The organism is Clostridium sp. TJA085 (assembly GCF_058310235.1).
The window spans coordinates 735,841-758,050 of the sequence record NZ_JBZEEZ010000001.1; the positions used below are offsets into that span (position 1 = coordinate 735,841).

Sequence of the window (22,210 nt, forward strand, 5' to 3'; positions counted from 1 at the left end):
AAAATCGCCCCCATTTTATATAATTATTGTATTATCTATTTCATCAATTAACTTTTTAGATTTTTCTAACCTAGATAATATTCTATATATAGTAATAAATACTAACTTATCTTTTTCATCTACAACAGAGCTAAATTTACCTTTTATATACGTTTCTAAATTCATAACTTCATCTAAATCTAAAATTAACTCATTATTATTAAAGCTATAAGCCTTACTTAAATTAAACTTAAAGTCTTCAATAATATTACTTTTTATTTTATTTTTAAAAATATAAAAATAAAGATAGTACATATCATTATTTAAAAATCTTTGATTATATACAAATTCATTAACACATTTTAATTTATATGTACTATTATTAATTATTATTTTACTTTCAAATAGTTTAGAAAGCAAAACCTGTTCATCTATATAAGTTGTCAATTTAGCATTTATTTTCTCTTTACAACCTTTATATACCATATTTAAACTAATTTTATAGTATTGCTTACTTAACATATCTATAGAATCTTTTAAGCTGTAAGGAAATATATATTTGCTTCCAATATACCCTACAAGTATACCAATAACCATAAAAATAAATCTATAAAAATCCCCGCTTGCTGGTGCATTAGTTATAATAGAAAATACTCCTAAACTAACTGTAGTTGTACATATAGTTTTTATAGTAAAATCTGATTGTATAGAATAAATATAATAAAATATAGCAAATATAAATACTTCTAAATAAAAACTTCCTACAAATATATCTATTAAGCTAAATATTATTATACCAACAATAGTTCCTTTAAATCTTTTAGTGAATCTCTTTTGACTATCTTCTATATAAGGTTGTACTACTGTAAATATAGTAAAAGTAATCCATTTACCTTCTGGAATTTTAAATAATTCTACAATAAAATACGATACAGATAAAAGGAAAGATAATCTAAAAGCATATGTAAATTTAATTGATTTTCTAAAATTATATTTAAAAATATTTTTTATTTTAAATTTATTAAATGATGAAAATACATTTTTTATTTTAACCCTCTTTTTTTTCTTTAAATCAATTAAATTTGTTAGGGAAAATTTAAGCATTTCAATATTTTGTAATATATCATAAAACGAATAATTATCTTTAAAATATTTAGAATACTTATTTGAAAAACTTTCTATATCAATAGTAAATTTTGAATAATAATTATCTTTTTTTATATAAATTTTCATTTCATTTATTAGATTTACTAAATCACTTAAAAATTCTTCTTCTTTACTACAATTAGTTAATTTAATTTTATTTATAGAATTACTTAATCGTTCTAAGCAAACTGATAAATTCAAAAGAATACTGTCATTATCATCAATATAAAAAAAGGAAGTTCTTCTATTATAAATAGTAGCTACTATACTATCTAAATATGTAGTTACCTTTAAATTTTTATTTTCTAATCTATATTCCTTACTTCCTTTTAATCTTTTAGTTTCTAAAATATCTTCATTTTTTAAAGTGCTTATTTGATTTAAAATACTATCTAATAGCAATATAAAATTAGACTTTATTTTGTCTTTTGACTTATCTTTATTTAAAATTAATTGGCTAATTATTATAAATAATGAACCAACAGCTAATGCAATTAATCTTTCTTTAAATTCATAAAAGTAATTAACTGGTTTAACTAAAAGATATAAATATCCAAGAACAAAAGGAATCCAAATAGATATTGTTAAGTCTGAAACAAAATTATATGTAATAAAAAATAATGCAAAAAAGTTTATAAATAACCCTAAAAATATATTAAAAGTAGCAATATAAGAAAATATACCTATATATAAAAAAGCCACTAAAAATATTAATGAATTTTTTATTGGATTAGCCGTTAAATCTTTATTCAATAAAGTTAATGCTCCTTTAACTACTGCAACACCTACAAATGCATTTATATTTCCAAGAAAGAACCAGTAAGAAAGAAAAACTATAACTCCAAGAATAAATATTATAGTTTTTAAAAAGTATTCATTCTTCAAAACTTTTTGCATACTTTATCACTCCAAAAATATATTTATTATTTAGAAATTATAAATATATTTTTTTATAATTCAACCATTCATTTAATAAAATGTAACATTATATATATTAAGTTAATTATTAAATTTATATATTGTATAAAAAGATTTTCTAACATTTATCATATATATAAATAGTTATTTTCTTTATATATTTAAATAATAAAATATAATATAAAAACAAAAATATATTTATAAAATAAAAAAGCCCACTATCTATAAAAATAGTAGGCTTTATTTTATTTAAAGTCTTTTAAAAGTGCTGCAAATGGATTGTTTATATCCTCTTCTGCTTCCTTTTGCATCTTCTTCATTATTTTATTTACTTCTCTTTTATTCACTTTATCATTTTTATTAAATCTTTTCTTAAATACTGATTCTTTTTCTCTAAAATTACAATTTTCTCCTGGGCAAACATATATTTTTCCTTCACCAGACCCTCTAAGTTCTAATCTCTTTTTACACTCAGGACATCTTGCATTTGTAAGTCTTGCTATATTTTCTCTATGCCCACATTCTCTATCTTGACATACGTACATCTTTCCTTGCTTTCCTTTAACTTCAAGCATATACTTACCGCATTCTGGACACTTTTTACCAGTTAAATTATCATGATGAAATTTTGAATTTTCTTGTTTTACTGCTTCCACAAGAGCTATTGAATAATTTCTCATTTCCTTTGTAAACTTCTTTGGATCTTCTTTTCCTTTTGAAATTCTATCTAAAGCAGCCTCCCACTTTGCTGTAAGAAGTGGTGACTTAAGTTCACTTGGTACAAGTTCTATAAGCTGTTTTCCTTTTGATGTTGGGTAAATTTCTTTTCCCTTCTTCTCTATAACAAATGAATTAAATAATTTTTCAATTATATCTGCTCTTGTTGCAACAGTACCAAGTCCACCTGTTTCTCCTAAAGTTTTAGAAGAAGCTTTATCAACTTGTATATATTTTTGTGGATTTTCCATTGCTGATAAAAGAGTTCCCTCATTAAATCTTGCTGGTGCCTTAGTCTCAGAAACTTTAACTTTAACATCTAAAATTTTTAAGCTATCACCTTTATTTATTTTTGGAAGTTCTTGTTCTTTTATATCCTCTTTATCATCCTCATCTTCTCTATCAAATACCTTTTTCCACCCTTTTGATTTAATTACTTTTCCTTTTGCTATAACTTTTTCTCCATTTATCTCTCCTTCAAGAGTTGTTTGAATATATTCAAATGGAGGTAATAATACTGATAAAAATCTTTTAACAACTAAATCATATACATGTCTTTCATCTGAACTTAAATTTGCTAAATTACTCTTTTCCTCTGTTGGAATTATAGCATGGTGGTCTGACACCTTACTATCATCAACAAAGCTTTTATTTGCTTTTATTTTACTCTTTAAAAGCTCTGTTGCTATAGCTCTATGTTCTCCAAATGCTATTCCTTTAAGTCTATCTGGAATAGTAGATACTATATCTCCTGATATATATCTTGAATCTGTTCGTGGATAAGTTAAAAGTTTATGATTTTCATAAAGTCTTTGCATTATATTTAATGTTTGCTTTGCAGAATATCCATAAATTTTATTACAATCTCTTTGAAGCTCTGTTAAATCATAAAGCTTTGGTGAATAAGTCTTTTTATTGGCTTCTTTAATATCAACTATTTTTATTTCACCATTTTTTATTTTTAATGATACTTTATCTTTAAAATCAGCATTAAATATTCTTGAATTATTATCTTTATTTACCCAAGTAAAATTACATTTATTTGTTTTTATATCTATTGTGTAATATTCCTTTGGTTTAAAATTTTTAATTTCCTCTTCTCTTTGTACTATCATAGCTAAAGTTGGTGATTGTACTCTACCTGCTGAAAGCTGAGCATTATGCTTGCAAGTTAAAGCTCTTGTTACATTAAGTCCAACAAGCCAATCAGCTTCTGCCCTACATTCTGCAGCATGAAAAAGATTATCATATTCTTTTCCATCTTTTAAATTTTTAAATCCATCTTTTATAGCCTTATCTGTCTGAGATGATATCCAAAGTCTCTTAAGAGGCTTTTTAACATGAGCTTTTTCAATTATCCATCTTGCAACAAGCTCTCCTTCACGTCCTGCATCTGTCGCTATTACAATTTCTCCTACATCTTTTCTATACATCTGCTCTTTAACAATTTTAAATTGCTTTCCACTACCTTTTATAACCGTAAGCTTCATATGCTTTGGAAGCATTGGCAATGTTTCCATATTCCATGCTTTCCATGATGGATTATATCCTTCTGGTGCATCTAAGGTTACTAGATGTCCTAATGCCCATGTTACTATATACTTTTCTCCTTCTAAATATCCATTTCCTTTTTTATTACATTTTAAAACTCTTCCAAGTTCTCTTCCTACTGAAGGTTTTTCTGCTAAAACTAATATTTTACTCATATAAATTCCTTTCAATCTATATTAAAAAGTTATTTTCTACACTATTTAACATGATAACTTAATATTTAATTCTTATTATTTCATTATAAACTAAATAACAATTAATACAAAATTTTTAATTATCATTATACTTTTCTTAATAACAAAAAATATTACTAAATACATATATTTTTAAAATTCTACACCCCAATTATTTATTACACTTTTTAAATATAAATTCTTTTAATTATTTGAATTATTTGTAATCAATGGTATAATAATCCTAAAACAAGGAATAATTTAATATAAACTTGTAGCATAATTTTTTATTATTTTATAATTATTAATTATTTAAAAAGGAGGAAATATTATGACAGCTTCTGTTAAAGAAAATATTAGTATGGACATAATTGATAAAATTGATATTAGAGTTGGAACAATAAAATTAGTTGAGGATATTGAAAAATCAAAAAAATTAGTTAAACTAACTGTTAATTTTGGTGAATTTGAAAGAACTATATTAGTAGGAATGAAAGGAGAAAGAGAAAATCCTAAGGAAATCGAAGGTCAACAAGCACTATTTATAGTTAATTTACCTCCAAAGAAAATGGCAGGTGAAATTTCAGAAGGTATGCTTTTTGATATTGGATATGCTGATGGAATTACCCCTGTTTTAGCACAACCTGAAAAAACAGTTCCTAATGGAACAAAAGTTGGTTAGAACTTAACATAACATTAAAAAATATTATTTAATGTTATATAAAAATATTTTAAAATAATATTATATAGTATTAATAAAAATAACAATTAACTAAAACCTTTTTAGTTTTCCATGATACACATTTTAATATAATATCAATAAAAAATAACCTAATAAGTAATTTTTAAAAATTACTTATTAGGTATTTAATTAAAACTTTTACTAATAATCTGTTCTTAAATTATCCTTTGTCCAATATTCAAAAGCTTTTAAACATTCACTTTTATCTAAAGCTTCCAAATCTATTATTTTTTTATCATTACAATCTTCTTTTAAAAACTTTAATATATGCTCATCTCTAAAGCCAATATCTCTAGCATCTTGAACTGTGCATCCATAATACACTTTTGATATATTAGCCCAAATAATAGCTGACATACACATAGGACAAGGTTCTGATGTTGTATATAATTCACATCCACTTAAGTCAAAAGTATTAAGTTCTTTACAAGCTTTTCTTATAACGTTTACTTCACCATGAGCAGTAGGATCATTATCTTTAATTACAGTATTATGAGCCACAGCTATAATTTTTCCATCCTTAACTATTGCTGCACCAAATGGACCTCCTTCGTGATGCTTCATTCCATCCATGCAACTTTCAACACATAAATTCATTATCTTATCTTTTTCCATATTCATACCCTCTTTATCTTAATTATTATATTAATTATTAAATTATTTACATATTAATATTATACTTATAATAATTTATTTTTAAAATATGGCTAATAATTTTATGCATCTTTCTTTAAGCTAGCCATTAATATTTTCTCAGCTGTCATAGGTAAGTCTCTAATATTAACTCCCATTCCATTATATATAGCATTTGCTATTGCTGGAGCTGGTGTATTAATAACAATTTCACCTATTGATTTAGCTCCAAATGGACCCGTTGGTTCATAACTACTTTCAAATTCTACTCTTACATTACCAACATCTAATCTAGTTGGTAACTTATATTGCATAAAAGTATCATTAATCATTCTACCATTCTTATCATAATTTATATCTTCAAGTAATGCCATACCAATACCTTGCACTATTCCACCTTCTGCTTGTATTCTTGCAAGTGCTGGATTTATTACTGTTCCACAATCAACAACAGAAACATAATCAACTACTGATGTTTTTCCTGTTTCTTTATCAATTTCAACTTCAACCAATCCAACCATAAATGGTGGTGGTGAAACTGGACTTGAATGTGATACAGAAACAACAATAAATTGTCTATCCCCTACAATTAATCTTTCAGAAAGTTCTTCTAAAGAAATTTCTTTGCTTCCATCTAAAGCTTTTATTGTTTTTCCATCAAACTCAACTTCTTCTGGAGTTAAATTTAATTCTTTAGCTCCCTCAATGCAAATTCTTTTTCTCATTTCCTCACAAGTTTTTACTACAGCCATTCCTGTTACATAAGTTGTACTTGATGCGTAAGAACCAACATCATATGGTGACATATCAGTATCAACACCACTTACTGTAACATTTTCTATAGGGCAATCAAGACATTCTGCTGCCATTTGAGTAAATATAGTATCAGAACCTGTACCCATATCAGATGATGCGAGCATTAATTGATAAAAACCTCCATCACCCAATTTTATTTCAACAGAAGCTTTATCTATATTTTCTATACCTGAACCTTGCATAGTTATTGCTACACCTACAGATCTTACTTTATTATTTCCAATATCTTTATATGGATATTTTTCATCCCACTTAAATATTTCTTTAGCCCTCTTTAAACACCTATCAAGAGCACAACTATTAAGAGTTTCACCATGATATGCAGTAAGATATTCTCCTTCTTTAACCATATTTATTTCTCTTATTATAGTAGGATCCATATTAAGCTTTGCTGCTAATTCATTTATTATAGATTCAACAGCAAAGAATCCTTGAGTTGCACCATAACCTCTAAATGCACCAGCTGCCATTGTATTAGTATATACAACTTTATAATCAAAATTATATGCCTCTACTCTATTGTATACTGTTAAAGGCTTAACTCCAACTAACTCTACAACTGTAGGTCCTTGTTCTCCGTAAGCACCTGTATTTGAAATAACTGAAATATCAAGTGCTTTTATTACCCCATCTTTATTTGCTCCTAACTTAACTTTTAATTGCATAGCATGTCTACTAGATGACGCAGTAAATGTTTCTTGTCTATCATAAATTATCATTGCAGGTTTCCCTGTTTTTAATGTAACTATGGCAGGATATATTTCGCAACATAATGTTTGCTTAGCTCCAAAACCTCCACCAATACGTGGTTTAATTACTCTTATTTGTGATTTTGGTATATCTAATGCTCTTCCTAAAATTCTTCTTAAGTGAAAAGGGATTTGTGTTGAACTAACAACTACTAATCTTCCGTAACAATCATAATGAGTAAAAGCTCTCATTGTTTCCATCATAGCTTGTGCATTAGCTTTTGTATTATAAGTTTCCTCTAAAACTATATCACATTCTTTTAGTACCTCATCAACGTTACCTTTTTTCATATTACCTGATGCACATATATTTCTCTTTTGGTCTGTTCCAAAATCAAAATGGACAAAATAGTCATCCTCATCATGTATTACTATATCATTATCTATAGCTTCTATTGGGTCAAATATAGCTTTCAACTTTTTATATTTTACTTTAATTAATTTCATTGCTTTATCAACTGATTTTTCATCAATTCCAGCTACTATAGCAACAGCATCTCCAACATGCCTAACTCTATTTTCCAAAATTAATCTATCATATGGAGCTGGCTCTGGATATGACTGCCCTGCAATTTGAAACCTTTTATTTGGTACATCTTCATAAGTTAGTATACACTCTATACCTGGAACCTTCATTGCAATATCTTTTTTTATTTCTAATATTTCAGCATGTGCATGTGGGCTCCTTAAAACTTTAACTATTAAAGGATTACTTGGTGCTATATCCTCAGTATAAACAGGTTTTCCAGTAAGTAATGACATAGAATCTACTTTTGCATAGCTCTTATTTACTATTTTCATTTACTTAACCTCCTTGCTATTTAAATACTTCTTAATAGCTCTAAGTTGTCCCATGTATCCTGTACACCTACAAAGATTTCCAGATAAATATTCTTTTATTTCTTCTTCTGTAGGGTTTACTAATTCTTTTTTCATGGCTAATACATTCATAATAAATCCTGGACTACAATATCCACACTGTTCTGCACCTTCAGCTGCCATGAATTTTGCAAACTCACTTACTTGATCATTTAAGCCTTCTAATGTAAAAATATGTTTTCCATTCATTTTAACAGCTAATGTTGAACATGATAAAATTGGTTTTTCATCAGCCCAAACAGTACATAATCCACAATTTGATGTATTGCAACCTCTTTTTACACTTAAATATCCTTTTTCTCTAATAAAATCTATAAGTAATTTATCGGCTTCTATGTCATCAGTATAAAGTTTATTATTAATCCAAATTTTAGTAATCATACATAATTACCTCCAATTAATTCTTTTATACCTCTTTTTACGAATACTTTAGCTAGAATTTCTCTATAATCTTTAGATCCTCTCATATTACTTCCAAATACTAGCTCTGAAACTACTTTATCGCAAGCAATTTCTATTTCTTCTTCTGTTGGATTATTTGATAAGACTTTTGATGCTTCTTTAGCTATTTCAGCTCTATTAGGTCTTCCACCAACTACAATTTTCCAATTATCACCTATTTTACTTAATGAAACTATTAAAACTGGTAAATCAGTTTCTGAAAGCCTATGAGTAAAATATATATTTTTACTTTTATTCTTTTTAACTATTATTTTTTCTATTATATCTTTTTCATAAGGTAACTTTGAAAATTCTTCTAAAGATATAATTCCTCTTTTATGTGAAACTACATAACTATCTAATGTTAAAAATGCAGCTAAAACATCTGAAAAACCAAATCTTGAATATATACTTCCTCCAACTGTTGCTAAATTTCTAAATTGAACTCCAACAATATGTTTAATAGATTCTTTAAAAATATCTTGAAATTCATCGTTTAAAGCCTTGTTTAATTCTAAATCTCTAAGTGTAACCATAGACCCAATATGAAATCCATCATCTTTTTCTTCTATTTTATTTAAATTTAAGCTTGATAAATCTATAGCTGTATTTATATTCTTTTTTCCCATTTTAAGCCATAAAAGGCCTCCTAGAATAGTGTTTGTCTTGTTTTTGCTTAATATTTCATAAGCCTCTTCTAATGAGCTTGGTCTTACATACTCTTTTATAGTAAACAAACAAATCCCTCCATCACATAAACTTATATTTTATTTTTCTAGTCTTTTTCTTCTTAAAATGGCTTTTTTAGTTGCATTAAATATTTTATTATATCCTGTACATCTACATAAATGTCCTGATATTTCTCTTCTTATTTCTTCATCTGTATAATCTTTTCCACTATCAACTAAAGCAGTTGTTGTTAGAACTAAACCTGGTGTACAGAAACCACATTGAACAGCCCCTTCTTCAATGAATGCTTCTTGCACATCTGAAAGCTTACCATTTTTCTCAAGTCCCTCAACTGTTTTTATTGTTTTTCCGTCTGCCCAAGCAGCTAAATAAATACATGAATCTGTTGGAACACCATTTACTAAAACAGTACATGCTCCACATTCACCAACAAGACATCCTTGTTTTACTCCTGTTAAATGTAATCTACTTCTCAATACTTCTGATAAAGATTCCCTAACATCTATTTCTAATTCATATTTTCTTTCATTTACTGTAAATGATATTTTTCTTTTTAAACCCATGATTATTCACCTATCCTCTCGCTGCTCTTTCTACTGATTCTTTTATTGCTCTATATGTTAATTCATCTATTAAATGCTCTTTATATTCTTTAGATGCATTCCAGAAATCTATAGCTCTTGATGATTTTAAAGCTAACTTTCCAAGCAACTTCATGTTTTCGTCATTAACTTCCATTCCTTTTGCTTCACATTCAGCTATTTCACATCTTATTGGAACAGGCCCTGACACTCCTAATGCTACTCTAACATCAACAAACTTACCATCTTTAACTTCTACAAGTGCTGCAACACCCATAAGAGCTATATCCATAGCGTTTCTACTAGCAAATTTAATATAATTACCATATTTATTTTCATAATCTTTCTTCTCTATAATTATACTAACTAATATTTCATCTTTTCTTATATTAGTCATTCCAGGTCCTTTATAGAAATCCTTTATACTCAGTATTCTCTCACCTGATTTTGATTTAAGTTTAACTTTGCTATTTAAAGCAAAAACAGTTGGTGCACTATCTCCTGATACCGCTCCATTACATATATTTCCACCAATTGTAGCCATATTTCTAATTTGTGGACCTCCCATTGATACAGCAGCCTCTGCTAAAATTGGAATGTGTTTATTTATTATCTCACTTCTAAATATGTCTGAGAAAGTTGCCATAGCTCCAACTTCAATTGATTCATCTTCAAGTATTTTTATTTCATTTAATCCTTCAATATCTCTTATACTTATTAAATTTAAAGATTTGAATCTTTCTTCATGAAGCTTTACAAGTACATCAGTTCCTCCTGCTATTATTGTTAAATTATCTTTTTCATCTAATAAATTTAATGCCTCTTCTAATGTTTTAGGTTCTAATATTTCATTTATATCATACATACTATTTCGCCTCCTATATAAGTCCAACTTCTTTAAATTTTTCAAATACTGATTGTGAATCCATTGGTAATTTATTAAATGCTACACCAGTTGCATTTAATACTGCATTACGAATTGCAGGTGCTGGAGAAATTGTTGTATTTTCTCCTAGTGATTTTTGACCAAAACTTGATGTTGGATCATAAGTATCTACAAATTCACATTTTATTTCTGGAGTATCCATTATTGTTGGTAATTTATAATGTAACAAGTTATTATTTATTACTGCTCCAGTTTCTTTATCTATTATGAATTTTTCAGATAAAGCAAATCCTAAAGCCATACTTACTCCACCATGAACTTGTCCTTCTGCTAACTTTTTATTTAAAATTTTTCCTGAATCATGTAAATTATATAAATCTAAAACTTTTATTTTTCCAGTTCTTATATCAACTTCAACTTCAACAAAAGTTGCACCATAAGCTATTGCATTATTTTGAACCTTAACAGTTAAATCACTTGTTATAGGTGCATATTTAACTTTGTTATAATATGCTTCAAGTGCAATTTCTTCTAATGGATATAGTTCTCTTTTTGTTCCTTTTTCTATTACTCTTGCATCAGCTATATCTAAAAGACTTGCATCTAAACCACATTTATCGCTTGCAATTTCTAAAACTTTTTTCTTAACTTCTAATGCAGCTTTTTTAACAGCTTGACCTGCTATAAATGACTGTCTTGATGCATATGATCCTGTATCAAAAGGAGTAACATCTGTATCTTGTTCTGAAACTAAAGTTACCATTTCAAATGGTATTCCTATTGTTTCAGCAACCATTTGACTAAATACTGTATCACTACCTTGTCCTATTTCTGTAGCTCCAACTTGAACTTGAACTGAACCATCTTGATTCATTACTATTCTTGTTCCTGCAGCCTCAAGAGATACTGGCCATGTACCTGAGAAATAACTAAATACTGCCATTCCAACTCCTCTTCTTATAGGACCATCTTGATTTTTATATAACTCTCTCTTTCTATCCCAATCAATTAATTCTCTACCTCTTTTTACACATTCAGGTAAACCAAATGTACGAACAACAAGTCCATTATCTGGATCTACATGTCCTTCTTTTATAAAGTTGTTTAATCTAAATTCAACAGGATCTAAATTTAAATCCTTACATATATCATCTACAAGTGATTCAATAACAAAACACATTTGTGGTATACCATATGCTCTCATTGCACCAGCTACTGGTAAATTTGTATATATTGTTTTTGGACGATATTTTTCAGCTTTTATATTATAAAGAGGTCTTATTTTACTTCCTGCACTCATTGCAATTGAATGTCCATGTGATGCATAAGCCCCATTATTTACGAAATTCTCTATATCATAACCTTCAATTTTATTATCTTTTGATATAGCTGCTTTTATATTAACTCTCATTGAATGTCTTGTTCTAGTTGCAACAATTGCTTCTTCTCTACCTAGTTGAAATCTAACTGGTCTTCCTCCTACAGCTAATGACATTGCTGCTGTTAAAGGTTCAATTATAACATCTTGCTTTCCACCAAAGCCACCACCTACATATGGCTTTATTACTCTTACTCTACCAATAGGTAAATTACAAGCTTTTGCAACTATTCTTCTTGCAATATGTGGTATCTGTGTTGAAGAAATAACTAACATTCTTCCTTTTTCATCAATCTTTGCCATTGCATTATGAATTTCCATTTGACAATGTTGAACTATTTGAGTTTCATATTGTCCACCATATACTTTATCAGCATTTTTAAAAACTTCATCTGGATCTCCTACTGTTATACCAAAATCACTAACTATATTATTAGGTCTTTCATCATGAATAACTGGAGCTCCAGGTTTTATAGCTTCCTCTTGATCTACTACAAAAGGTAATACTTCGTAATCTACTTTTATTAATTTCAAAGCTTTCTTTGCTGTAAGTTCATCTACAGCTATTACAGCTGCAATAGAATCTCCAACAAAACGTGCTTTATCTGTAAGTAATTGATAATCTTCTATATCTCTATGACTTGGATCTAATGAATATGGATGTCCTGCTGTTGGAAATTTAGTATTTGGTACATTTTTATATGTTAATACTGCTTCAACGCCTTCTAAGTTTTCAGCTTCAGTAGTATCAATATCTTTTACCTTTGCATGTGCATAAGGACTTCTTAACACCATTCCAACAAGTGCATCCCTCTCAAAATAATCTGAACAATACTTAGCTTTTCCTGTAACTTTAGCTACTGCATCAACTCTATTTATACTTTTACCTATTAAATCATAAGCTTTACCCATTTTTCTACAATCCCTTCTGTAACTAAAATAATTAGTTTATTTATTCATAATACTCATTATATTTAATTAATTGCTTTAAATTCCTTGTATTATACAAATCATCATTCCCCTTAATATTTAATTAAGGGGCTAATGATTCATCTTTGTATTTACCTTTTAAACATTAGATATTTTAATTTAACTTTTAATTTAAGCTAATTTCCCCTCATCTAATGGTTTATGTTTCAATTTATATAAATTGTATAAATTAATTAATGCTATAAGCCCATTTGATACTGATATAGGATAAGCTCCTACTATAATCCCATATATTACAAATAAAACGCATCCAATAGTATTGATTATTCTAAGTTTCACTATAGATGTCATAATTAATGATACAACTATCATAGCTGATGCTATATAACCAATCCATTCAACAAGTGTACTATTCATATTTTAAATTCCTCCACCTCATAATATTTTTATTATGTTTCTTAAAATTTTATTTCTTTAAGATATATAAATAGATGTGGTTCTAATTTTTTATTATGTCTACACTTTGCGAGCAATATGTTAATTAAATGTGTATCTAAGTTTAAAATAAATTAATTTATTTTTTATATGTGCTTATATGCTTTAATTAATTTATAAATACAAAGCTTTATTAATTTTTAAATTTATTCGACTTGTTTTTTATACTTACTTGCTAGAAATAATACTATACAAGCTAATACAACATTCAGCCATTGAGTAAGTTGAATAAATATATTTACTTTGCTTATTGTCAAATTTATAGCTATACAAGCTACTGCAATAGTAAGTATTGTCCAATATTGAATACTTATACCATCAGCATTTTTTAATTTTATTAATTTATATATTTGTGGTAAAAATGAATATATTAAAGTTATACTTCCTAATAATTGAGCAATATTTCCTACTAATTGTAAATCAAGCATATTTAACATCTCCTATCCACATAATCTACTTTTTATTTTTTTCTCTTTTTTCTTTTATACTAAAATGAACAATCAATACAGTGCTAAAAACAGCAAATATAACGTTTACACTTTGAGTTATTAATTGTACTTTTGGAACATTACATATAAATTGATTTAAACATATACATGTTATTCCAAAAGTCATAATTACCCAATATTGTATACTGTTATTACCTGGGCTTTTAGTTTTAAAAAGAGTATAAATTTGTGGTAGGAATGAATATATAATAAGTATACCCCCTATTATATTCATAATTGTTCCAAATCTTATTAAACCGCTCATAGCTCCCTTATTTCTAAAACCTTTATTTTAAAGGTGACCCTTTTTAGAAATAAGTCCCTCCCTTCAAAAGTAAATTTTTATTATAATAATTATTTTAAATTTTTAATTTAGCTATTTTAAAATTTAATCTATGAATTATTTTATAAAAATTATTTATTATCTCTACAGTAAATTGTTGGTACTGCTGCATAAACTGCTGCACATCTAACTAAATCAGCTTTCCATGTTTTTTCATTTGGAGCATGTGCTTCTTCTTCTTTTCCTGGTCCAAATCCTATACATGGTATTCCGTATCTTCCCATTATTGAAACTCCATTTGTTGAGAATGTCCATTTATCAACTTTTGGTGTTCCATACATTCCTTCATATGCTTCAACCATAGCTTTTGTTGCTGGTGCATCTTCTGGAATTACCCATGTTGGGAAATAACAATCTGTTGGGTAAACTAAGTTTGTCCAACTTGGTCTTTCATATTTGTACATTGTTACTTCTGCTCCATATTTTTTAACGAATGGTAAGCTTCTAACTTCTTCTAATGCACTTTCGTATGTTTCTCCATCTGTTAAACGACGGTCTAATGAAATTGCACACATATCTGCTACTGCACAACGTGATGGTGAGTTATAAAATATTTGTGATACTGTAACTGTTCCTTTTCCTAAGAATGGATCATAATGTAAATTATCATTTAATACTCTAATTTCTTGAAGAATGTCTGCCATTTTATAAATTGCATTATCTCCTCTTTCTGGAGCTGATCCGTGGCAAGAAACCCCTTTAACTTCAACTCTAATTTCCATACGTCCACGTTGACCTCTGTATATGTTTCCATTTGTAGGTTCTGTTATTACTACAAATTCTGGTTTTACTTTATCTTCGTTATAGATATATTGCCAACATAATCCATCACAATCTTCTTCTTGAACTGTTCCAGTTACTAAAACTGTATATTTATCTGATAAAAGACCCATATCTTTCATTATTTTTGCACCATATGTTGCTGATACTATACCACCTAATTGGTCAGAAGCACCTCTTCCACCAATTTCTTCATCATTTTCATATCCTTTATATGGATCGAATTCCCAGTTGCTTAATTCTCCAAGACCTACTGTATCTATATGAGCATCATAAGCAATTAGTTTTTTTCCAGTTCCCATATAACCTAAAACATTACCCATTCCATCTATTTCTACTTTATCAAATCCTAATGATTCCATTTCCTTTGCTATTCTTCTAATAACACCTTCTTCTCCTGCACTTTCTCCTGGAATAGCTATTAAATCTCTCAAAAACTTTGTCATTTGAGGTTCGTATTCCTTCGATAATTTTTTAATTTTTTCAAAATCCATAATTTCTCCCCCTTAATTTATACGAAAAATATTTTTTCACTTAATATTCTAGCAATAAATATGCCATTTTTTTCTAAAAAACTTCATTTATAACAGTATATTTATACATAAATATGAATTTGTTACTATAAATACTGTATATTTATTCAATAAATAAATATAAGGTTATCAATATGATAATAAACTTATCATATTGATAACCTTATTAAAGCTACTATTTATCATATATTTATAACAAATTTATAAATTATATTATAAATTTATTATTTTGATAATAGAAATTACCTTTAAATTTTAATTATTTTTTATTTACTCTAATCTTAAAATAATATTCATTGTTTATTCTTAGTTTAATTAAAATATTCACAAAACAAAAAGAAACTATAATAAATAGTTTCTTTTTTTATTTATATATAATATTATTTTTTCAGATTTTCTTTTATATTAAACTTTCTTCTTCTAATTTTTATTAACTTTCCACCTAATGTACTTGTTGCCGCTCCAAGTAAAAACATTCCACCACCAAAAGTTGTAGCCAATGTCTTCTTTAGCTTTTCTCCATTAATAACAACATCTTCTGGCTTATATTCATTTACTAGGGTCATAGTATCTTCTAAAAGTTTTACACCAAAATCAATATTCATATTCATAGGTATTATGTAAGCATAAACTTTTATTTCATCTTTAATACTATTTATTTTAAATCTATAAGCTTTTATATTTTTCTCTGTATCTTCATCTACAAGTTCAAGTTTAACATCTTCTCCGTTAATTTTTATTTTTATATTACTCATAAGATCCATTCCTGAAAATCTTAAAGTTATATATTTTACTCCATCTACTTCTTCCATTAGAGCAGTTTCGTTTAAATACTTTCTAGCCATCTTTTTACCAACCGAACTATCACTTATAATTTCATTTTTTATTGTATATTCTTTATAACTTTCTTTAGCTAAAGTTTTCATTTTTTCTTTATTGCTTTTAGACTTTTCAGTTTCAGAAGACTGATTATTTTCACTATTTTTTTCATCTTTAGAATCATCTAAAACACTATCTATACTTGGAATATTTAAGTTTGTATTTGGTTTTGACTCTGGTAAAAATCCAATTTGTGTCACTGTATTTTGCAAAAATTTAACACCAAATTCTATATCTTCTCCTAAAGCATCTATATGCATTTTAAATTTTACGTTATCATTCAAACTTCCAATTTTAAATTCTATATCCATTAAATTATTAGAAGTATCGTTTTTTAAAATATTATAATTAATATTTTTCCCATTTATTAAAATTCTTATATTAGACATTAAATTAGTTCCTGATATGCTAATAGTTATATATTTTTTTCCATTTCTTATTTCCATATAGTTTGTTTTTGATATAACCCCTCTTGCTGCTGCATATCCTATTTCACTATCTGTAATTATTTCATTTTGCATTTTATAAAGTTCTTTATTTAAAATTTCATCTTTATTAGTTGATAAATTACTTTCATTATTAGGTTTACTTACATTATTTTCTTCACTTTCTGTCTTATTGTTTTCTGTATTAGGTTTATTGATTTCTTGTTCATTATTATCTGGTTTTTCACTTTCACCTGGCTTTTCAGCATCACTTGGTTTTTCTTCATTAGGATTATTTTCATTCTGTTCTTCTAAATTTAAAGTATCCTCTTTTAATAAAAATCTAAAGCTAACATTCATTCCAGTAAAAGGAGTAGAACTTATAATAATTTTATCTTTTATAGAATTAATTTTAAACTCATATGCAATTTTTTCTTTAGTTTCATCTAATATTTTAAATTCTATATCTTTGTCATTTACATTTATATTAACATTTTTCATCATAGATTTATTTGTAAATGTTACTGATACAAATATCTCTCCATTTAAAACTCTTAAAGAAGATTGTTTTTCTAAAAACTTTCTAGCCATAGAATCTTTGTCTTCATTTATATGAAAGACATCATTTTCTATTTTATAAACTCCATCTTCTAATTTATCTTCTTTATTAATCTCACTATCATTTATTATTTCATTTAAATTATTTGCACTTGCAGGTACACATATAGAAAAACTTAAAGAACCTGCAATTAGTAATGCTATAATTTTGTTGTTCATTTTTAAATCTCCCCACCTATTTAAATATATGTCTTATAAATTCATATGGCTTATAAATAATAAGTCTTGGTCCTGAAAATCTCATTACCTCTTTTATTTTTTCTTTCATGTCCTTTTTATAACAATGAATAGGACACTTACTGCAAGATGTTTTTTCATCTCCAAATTTGCAGTAAGTAAGTCTTTTATGTGCATAATTTAATAATTCTTTACAATCATCACATAACTCATTTTTCCTTTGCCCATGTTTTTTATAACAATAAATTTCAATCATAAATTGTACTATTTTCTTTTCCTTTAAAACTCTCCCTTGTTTTGTCATTATTTTAGCTCCTTTGTAAATCTTTTTCCTTTATAGTTTTAATTTTAAATATAAAGTACCAAAATTTCACTAAAATAATTAATATTATAAAAATTTTTGCTATAATTGAGTCTAATATTATTAATGGAAACATCATCATTGTATCAGCAAATAATAATATAGTTATTTTTTGTTTCAATGTCATAGCTCTTTCATTTGCAAAACTTTCTAAATGTTTTTTATAGACTTTAGTTTCTTTAAACCATCTATCAAATTTTTCAGATCCTCTAACAAAACAAAAGGATGAAAGTAATAAAAAAGGCGTTGTAGGTAATATCGGTAAAATTACACCAATTGCTCCTAATGCAAAAGATATTAATCCAACAGTTATATAAAATCCTTTTTTAAATTTATTCATTACAAACGCCTCCCACTCTACTCTCTTACTAACTTCTTATTTTTTAATCTAAATGTTTTATCACATATAGATGCAGTTGATTTTCTATGAGTTATAAGTATTATAGTTTTATCTTTTTTATTTTCCTTAATTGATTTTAATATTTCTCCTTCATTTAATGTATCTAAATTGCTTGTAGGCTCATCTAATATTAATGTATTTCCTTTGCTTAAAAAGGCTCTAGCAAGTCCAATTCTTTGCTTTTCTCCAGAAGAAAGATATCCTCCAAGCTCCCCAACCTTTGTTTTATATCCTTTAGGAAGAGTAACTATAAATTCATGTATAGATGCCTTATTTGCAGCTTCTTCTACTTCATTTTTAGTTGCATTTTGATCACCTATTTTTATATTATCTTCAATAGTTTCATTGAAAAGATATGTTTCTTGACTCATTAAAACTTGATTATCTCTAAGAGTTTTTGTCTCTAAAGTTTTTAAATTTTCATTTCCAAATATTATATCACCAGAATTTGTATCAAAAAATCTCATAAGTAATTTTACAAATGTACTCTTACCACTACCACTTTCTCCAACAATGGCTATACTATCTCCCCTTTTTATATCTATATTTATATTTTTTAGTATATCTTCTCTTCCCTTATAAGAAAAAGTAACATCTTTATATTCTATATCCATATTAGTTAAAGTTCTCTCACCTGGATTTTCTATAACTTCTGGATTTTCATCTAAAAGATTAAATAATCTTTCTGCTGATGCAAATGTTTGAAGTAAATTGTTTGATAAATTACTTAATGCAACTACAGGTCCAAAGGAAGATGATAATATTACTATTGCTAAAATACCTTGTCCAAAATTAATTTTTCCTTCTATATAAAGATATAATCCTAAAATTGTAAAACCTATCATACCAACCATTATTGTAAAATCAGTTGTTGCTCTTATAACCCCTTCATGAAGTTTTATTTTCTTCTGTTTGCTATTTAATTCTTCTGAAAGTTTATGGATATTTTCTTTTCTTTTTTCACCATTTTTAAATATTAATACTTCTTTTAAACCTCTTAAAGAATCTAAAAGATAAGAGTTTGTTTCTCCAAATTTATTTCTATATTCCATACCTGCTTTTTTTCCTATTTTTGATGTAAAATAAGGAATACAAAAGCCTATTATAATATAAAGCAACAAACCTGTTAATCCATAATATGGATTAATACTATAAAGAACTATTGATATTATTAAATTAGTAATTACAGCAATAGAAATTGGAGCTATTGTATGTGCATAAAATACTTCTAAAAGTTCAATATCTGATGTAATTAATGATATTAAATTTCCTTTTTCTTTGCCTTCTAATTTAGCTGGCGCAAGTTTTCTAAGTGCAGTAAATACTTTATCTCTCAATATAACTAATATCTTAAATGCAATATAATGTCCTGAAAGTTGTTCTATATATCTTAAAGGTCCCCTTAAAATAGCACAAATGACTACAACTATAATTGCTGAAATAAATGATATTTTAAATCCATTATCAATTACTGATAAAATAGCTACAGCACTAAAAGAAGTAATTGATATAGCAGCTAAAAACCCTAGCACTCCCATAGTTATTGTTATACACATATAAGGAATTAATGGCTTAAGTTCTAAAATTAATCTTTTCATAATTAAAAATCCTGATTTTCTCTCCATTTAAACCACCACTTTCCTTTCTAATATCTCTTGTTCCTTTATCATTTCATAATATTTACCATTATTATTTATTAACTCATCGTGAACTCCCATTTCTAATAATTCACCATTTTCTAAAAGATATATATTATCAGCATTTTTAACATTAGCTAACCTATGAGAAATTACTATTACAGTTTTTTCTTTAGCTAATTTATTTATAGCTTCCCATATTATTTCCTCTGATTCTACGTCTACATTTGATGTAGCTTCATCAAATATATAAATATCTCTATTTGCAATTACTGCTCTTGCTAATGCTAATCTTTGTTTTTGACCACCTGATAAAAGAGCTCCTCCTTCTCCAACCTTTGTATTCAATCCTTCTTTTAACGAATCTACAAATGATTTAAGATTAGATATTTCTAAAGCATATTGAATATCATTATCAGTTATTTTTTCTTTTCCAATCTTTAAATTATCTAAAATAGTTCCATTAAATATATAACTGTTAGTGCTTACTAACATTAACTTACTGTATAAATCATTTAAAGATAAATTATTTATATTCTTATTATTAAAAAGTATTTCTCCCTCGTTTATAGAATAAGTATTCATTAGAAGATTAGCAATTGTACTCTTCCCACTACCACTTTTTCCAACTATAGCTGTAAAACTATTATTTTTTATTTTCATTGATACATTTTTAATAACATCTCTCTTTCCATCATAAGAAAATGTTATATCATTAATATTAATATCTACTTTTTCTGCATTATCTAACTTGCAAATTACATCTCTATCTATTTCTTCACTATCTAGTAATTCAAATATTTTATCTGATGCAGCTACACCATTCATAGCTACATGGAAAAATGAACCTAAAAGCCTTAATGGAATAAAAAATTCTGATGAAAGTAAAATTATTACTAATGTATCTCCTAAATTTATATTTCCATTTTTAAATGAATAAAGTGCTACAATTGAACCAAGCGCTGCTCCACCAAAAGCTATAAGATCCATAACAGTTATTGAATTAAGCTGCATGCTTAATACTTTCATTGTTATCTTTCTAAATTTTTCTGCTTCTTCATTCATTTTTTTATGTCTTTTTTCATCAATATTAAATACTTTTAATGTTGTTAACCCTTGAAGATTTTCTAAGAATGTTTCACCAAGATTAGAATAATTATTCCAATAGTTTTTAAGAAGTTTTTTTGCAAATTTCATTATTGCAATAATAGACATTGGAATTAATGGAACACATAATATAAATATTATTGCAGATTTAAATGAAATAAATGAAATTACAAAAAATAATGTTATAGGAGCTAAAAGTGAATAAAATAATTGTGGAAGATATTTGCCAAAATATATCTCTAATGCTTCAACACCTTCTATTGCACTTTGAACTATTGAGGATGTAGATAATTTTTTATTATAATTTAATCCTAATTTTAAAAGCTTACTATATATTTCATCTCTAAGCTTTATTTTTACAACTTCTGAAGATTTATTTGAAAAATATCCATACATAATATTTGCAAAAAATCTTATACATAATAAAAATAAGAAAATTATTAAATAGTTTAATATATCCCCTTTTATAAAATCCTTAAAATTATGTAATGAATTTTCCATATAAAATACTTTATTTATTATTTTACCTATTAAAAGTACCATACCTAAATTACACACAGTAGTCATTAAGCTTGAAAATACCGTAAGTGCTATGTACTTTTTAGATTCATTACAAAGATTAATTAATCTTTTATTAATCATCATAACCAATTTCCCCTTTCTAGTTATTCCCACAACATTCTATCATAATTGATATTGATTATCAATATTTATTATATAAAAAAAAGAAACTTTAAAAAGTTTCTTCTTAATACTTA

The 22,210-nt window shown here is 26.6% G+C and carries 19 protein-coding genes; 1 reads left to right on the top strand and 18 read right to left on the bottom strand.

Annotated elements, in window-relative coordinates; all coding sequences use genetic code 11:
* Positions 1-15: 15 nt before the first annotated feature.
* Complete coding sequence (locus AC4FQW_RS03915) at positions 16-2,022, bottom strand: FUSC family protein (RefSeq protein ID WP_491147347.1); 2,007 nt, start codon at positions 2,020-2,022, stop codon at positions 16-18.
* A 266-nt stretch (positions 2,023-2,288) separates the two neighbouring features.
* Positions 2,289-4,466 (bottom strand): DNA topoisomerase III, encoded by a 2,178-nt coding sequence (locus tag AC4FQW_RS03920; RefSeq protein ID WP_491147349.1) that lies wholly within the window; start codon positions 4,464-4,466, stop codon positions 2,289-2,291.
* Positions 4,467-4,815: 349 nt separating this feature from the next.
* Here AC4FQW_RS03920 and AC4FQW_RS03925 point away from each other — a divergent pair, with 349 nt between their 5' ends.
* Positions 4,816-5,166 carry a tRNA-binding protein gene (locus tag AC4FQW_RS03925; protein ID WP_491147351.1) on the top strand — a complete coding sequence of 117 codons (351 nt, stop codon included), beginning with the start codon at positions 4,816-4,818 and terminating at the stop codon, positions 5,164-5,166.
* A 201-nt stretch (positions 5,167-5,367) separates the two neighbouring features.
* On the opposite strand, the gene AC4FQW_RS03930 is transcribed toward AC4FQW_RS03925, so the two are convergent.
* The 16 genes from AC4FQW_RS03930 to AC4FQW_RS04005 all read right to left on the bottom strand — a co-directional run bounded on the left by AC4FQW_RS03930 (position 5,368) and on the right by AC4FQW_RS04005 (position 22,097).
* Entirely contained in the window at positions 5,368-5,841 is a 474-nt protein-coding gene (locus AC4FQW_RS03930) for a nucleoside deaminase (RefSeq protein WP_303129561.1), read from the bottom strand.
* A gap of 101 nt (positions 5,842-5,942) precedes the next feature.
* Positions 5,943-8,225: a xanthine dehydrogenase family protein molybdopterin-binding subunit gene (locus AC4FQW_RS03935; RefSeq protein ID WP_491147353.1), complete on the bottom strand. Its 2,283-nt coding sequence runs from the start codon at positions 8,223-8,225 to the stop codon at positions 5,943-5,945.
* Entirely contained in the window at positions 8,226-8,684 is a 459-nt protein-coding gene (locus AC4FQW_RS03940) for a (2Fe-2S)-binding protein (protein ID WP_303129559.1), read from the bottom strand.
* Positions 8,681-9,481, bottom strand: coding sequence for an FAD binding domain-containing protein (locus tag AC4FQW_RS03945; protein WP_491147356.1), 801 nt, complete (start codon positions 9,479-9,481; stop codon positions 8,681-8,683). The genes AC4FQW_RS03940 and AC4FQW_RS03945 overlap by 4 nt, the downstream gene beginning before the upstream one ends.
* 30 nt (positions 9,482-9,511) lie before the next feature.
* Positions 9,512-9,997: a xanthine dehydrogenase subunit XdhC gene (gene xdhC / locus AC4FQW_RS03950; RefSeq protein WP_303129557.1), complete on the bottom strand. Its 486-nt coding sequence runs from the start codon at positions 9,995-9,997 to the stop codon at positions 9,512-9,514.
* Positions 9,998-10,007: 10 nt separating this feature from the next.
* A complete protein-coding gene (gene xdhB, locus AC4FQW_RS03955; protein WP_491147359.1) occupies positions 10,008-10,880 on the bottom strand; it encodes a xanthine dehydrogenase FAD-binding subunit XdhB in 873 nt (290 codons plus the stop codon).
* Between the two features lie 13 nt (positions 10,881-10,893).
* Positions 10,894-13,191, bottom strand: coding sequence for a xanthine dehydrogenase molybdenum-binding subunit XdhA (gene xdhA, locus AC4FQW_RS03960; protein WP_491147361.1), 2,298 nt, complete (start codon positions 13,189-13,191; stop codon positions 10,894-10,896).
* A gap of 189 nt (positions 13,192-13,380) precedes the next feature.
* A complete protein-coding gene (locus tag AC4FQW_RS03965; RefSeq protein WP_303129554.1) occupies positions 13,381-13,626 on the bottom strand; it encodes a YgjV family protein in 246 nt (81 codons plus the stop codon).
* A 224-nt stretch (positions 13,627-13,850) separates the two neighbouring features.
* A complete protein-coding gene (locus tag AC4FQW_RS03970) occupies positions 13,851-14,132 on the bottom strand; it encodes a PQ-loop domain-containing transporter (RefSeq protein WP_491147363.1) in 282 nt (93 codons plus the stop codon).
* Between the two features lie 25 nt (positions 14,133-14,157).
* A complete protein-coding gene (locus AC4FQW_RS03975) occupies positions 14,158-14,457 on the bottom strand; it encodes a hypothetical protein (RefSeq protein WP_368410167.1) in 300 nt (99 codons plus the stop codon).
* Positions 14,458-14,606: 149 nt separating this feature from the next.
* On the bottom strand, positions 14,607-15,809 hold the full coding sequence (locus AC4FQW_RS03980; protein ID WP_491147365.1) for a YgeY family selenium metabolism-linked hydrolase: 1,203 nt from the start codon (positions 15,807-15,809) through the stop codon (positions 14,607-14,609).
* A gap of 419 nt (positions 15,810-16,228) precedes the next feature.
* Positions 16,229-17,929 carry an NEAT domain-containing protein gene (locus tag AC4FQW_RS03985; protein WP_491147367.1) on the bottom strand — a complete coding sequence of 567 codons (1,701 nt, stop codon included), beginning with the start codon at positions 17,927-17,929 and terminating at the stop codon, positions 16,229-16,231.
* Positions 17,930-17,945: 16 nt separating this feature from the next.
* Positions 17,946-18,251 (bottom strand): nitrous oxide-stimulated promoter family protein, encoded by a 306-nt coding sequence (locus AC4FQW_RS03990; RefSeq protein WP_491147369.1) that lies wholly within the window; start codon positions 18,249-18,251, stop codon positions 17,946-17,948.
* 4 nt (positions 18,252-18,255) lie between these two features.
* Complete coding sequence (locus AC4FQW_RS03995; RefSeq protein ID WP_491147371.1) at positions 18,256-18,648, bottom strand: YbaN family protein; 393 nt, start codon at positions 18,646-18,648, stop codon at positions 18,256-18,258.
* Between the two features lie 17 nt (positions 18,649-18,665).
* Positions 18,666-20,333: an ABC transporter ATP-binding protein gene (locus AC4FQW_RS04000; protein ID WP_491147373.1), complete on the bottom strand. Its 1,668-nt coding sequence runs from the start codon at positions 20,331-20,333 to the stop codon at positions 18,666-18,668.
* A complete protein-coding gene (locus AC4FQW_RS04005; RefSeq protein WP_491147375.1) occupies positions 20,334-22,097 on the bottom strand; it encodes an ABC transporter ATP-binding protein/permease in 1,764 nt (587 codons plus the stop codon). It abuts the gene before it with no gap.
* Positions 22,098-22,210 lie beyond the last annotated feature (113 nt).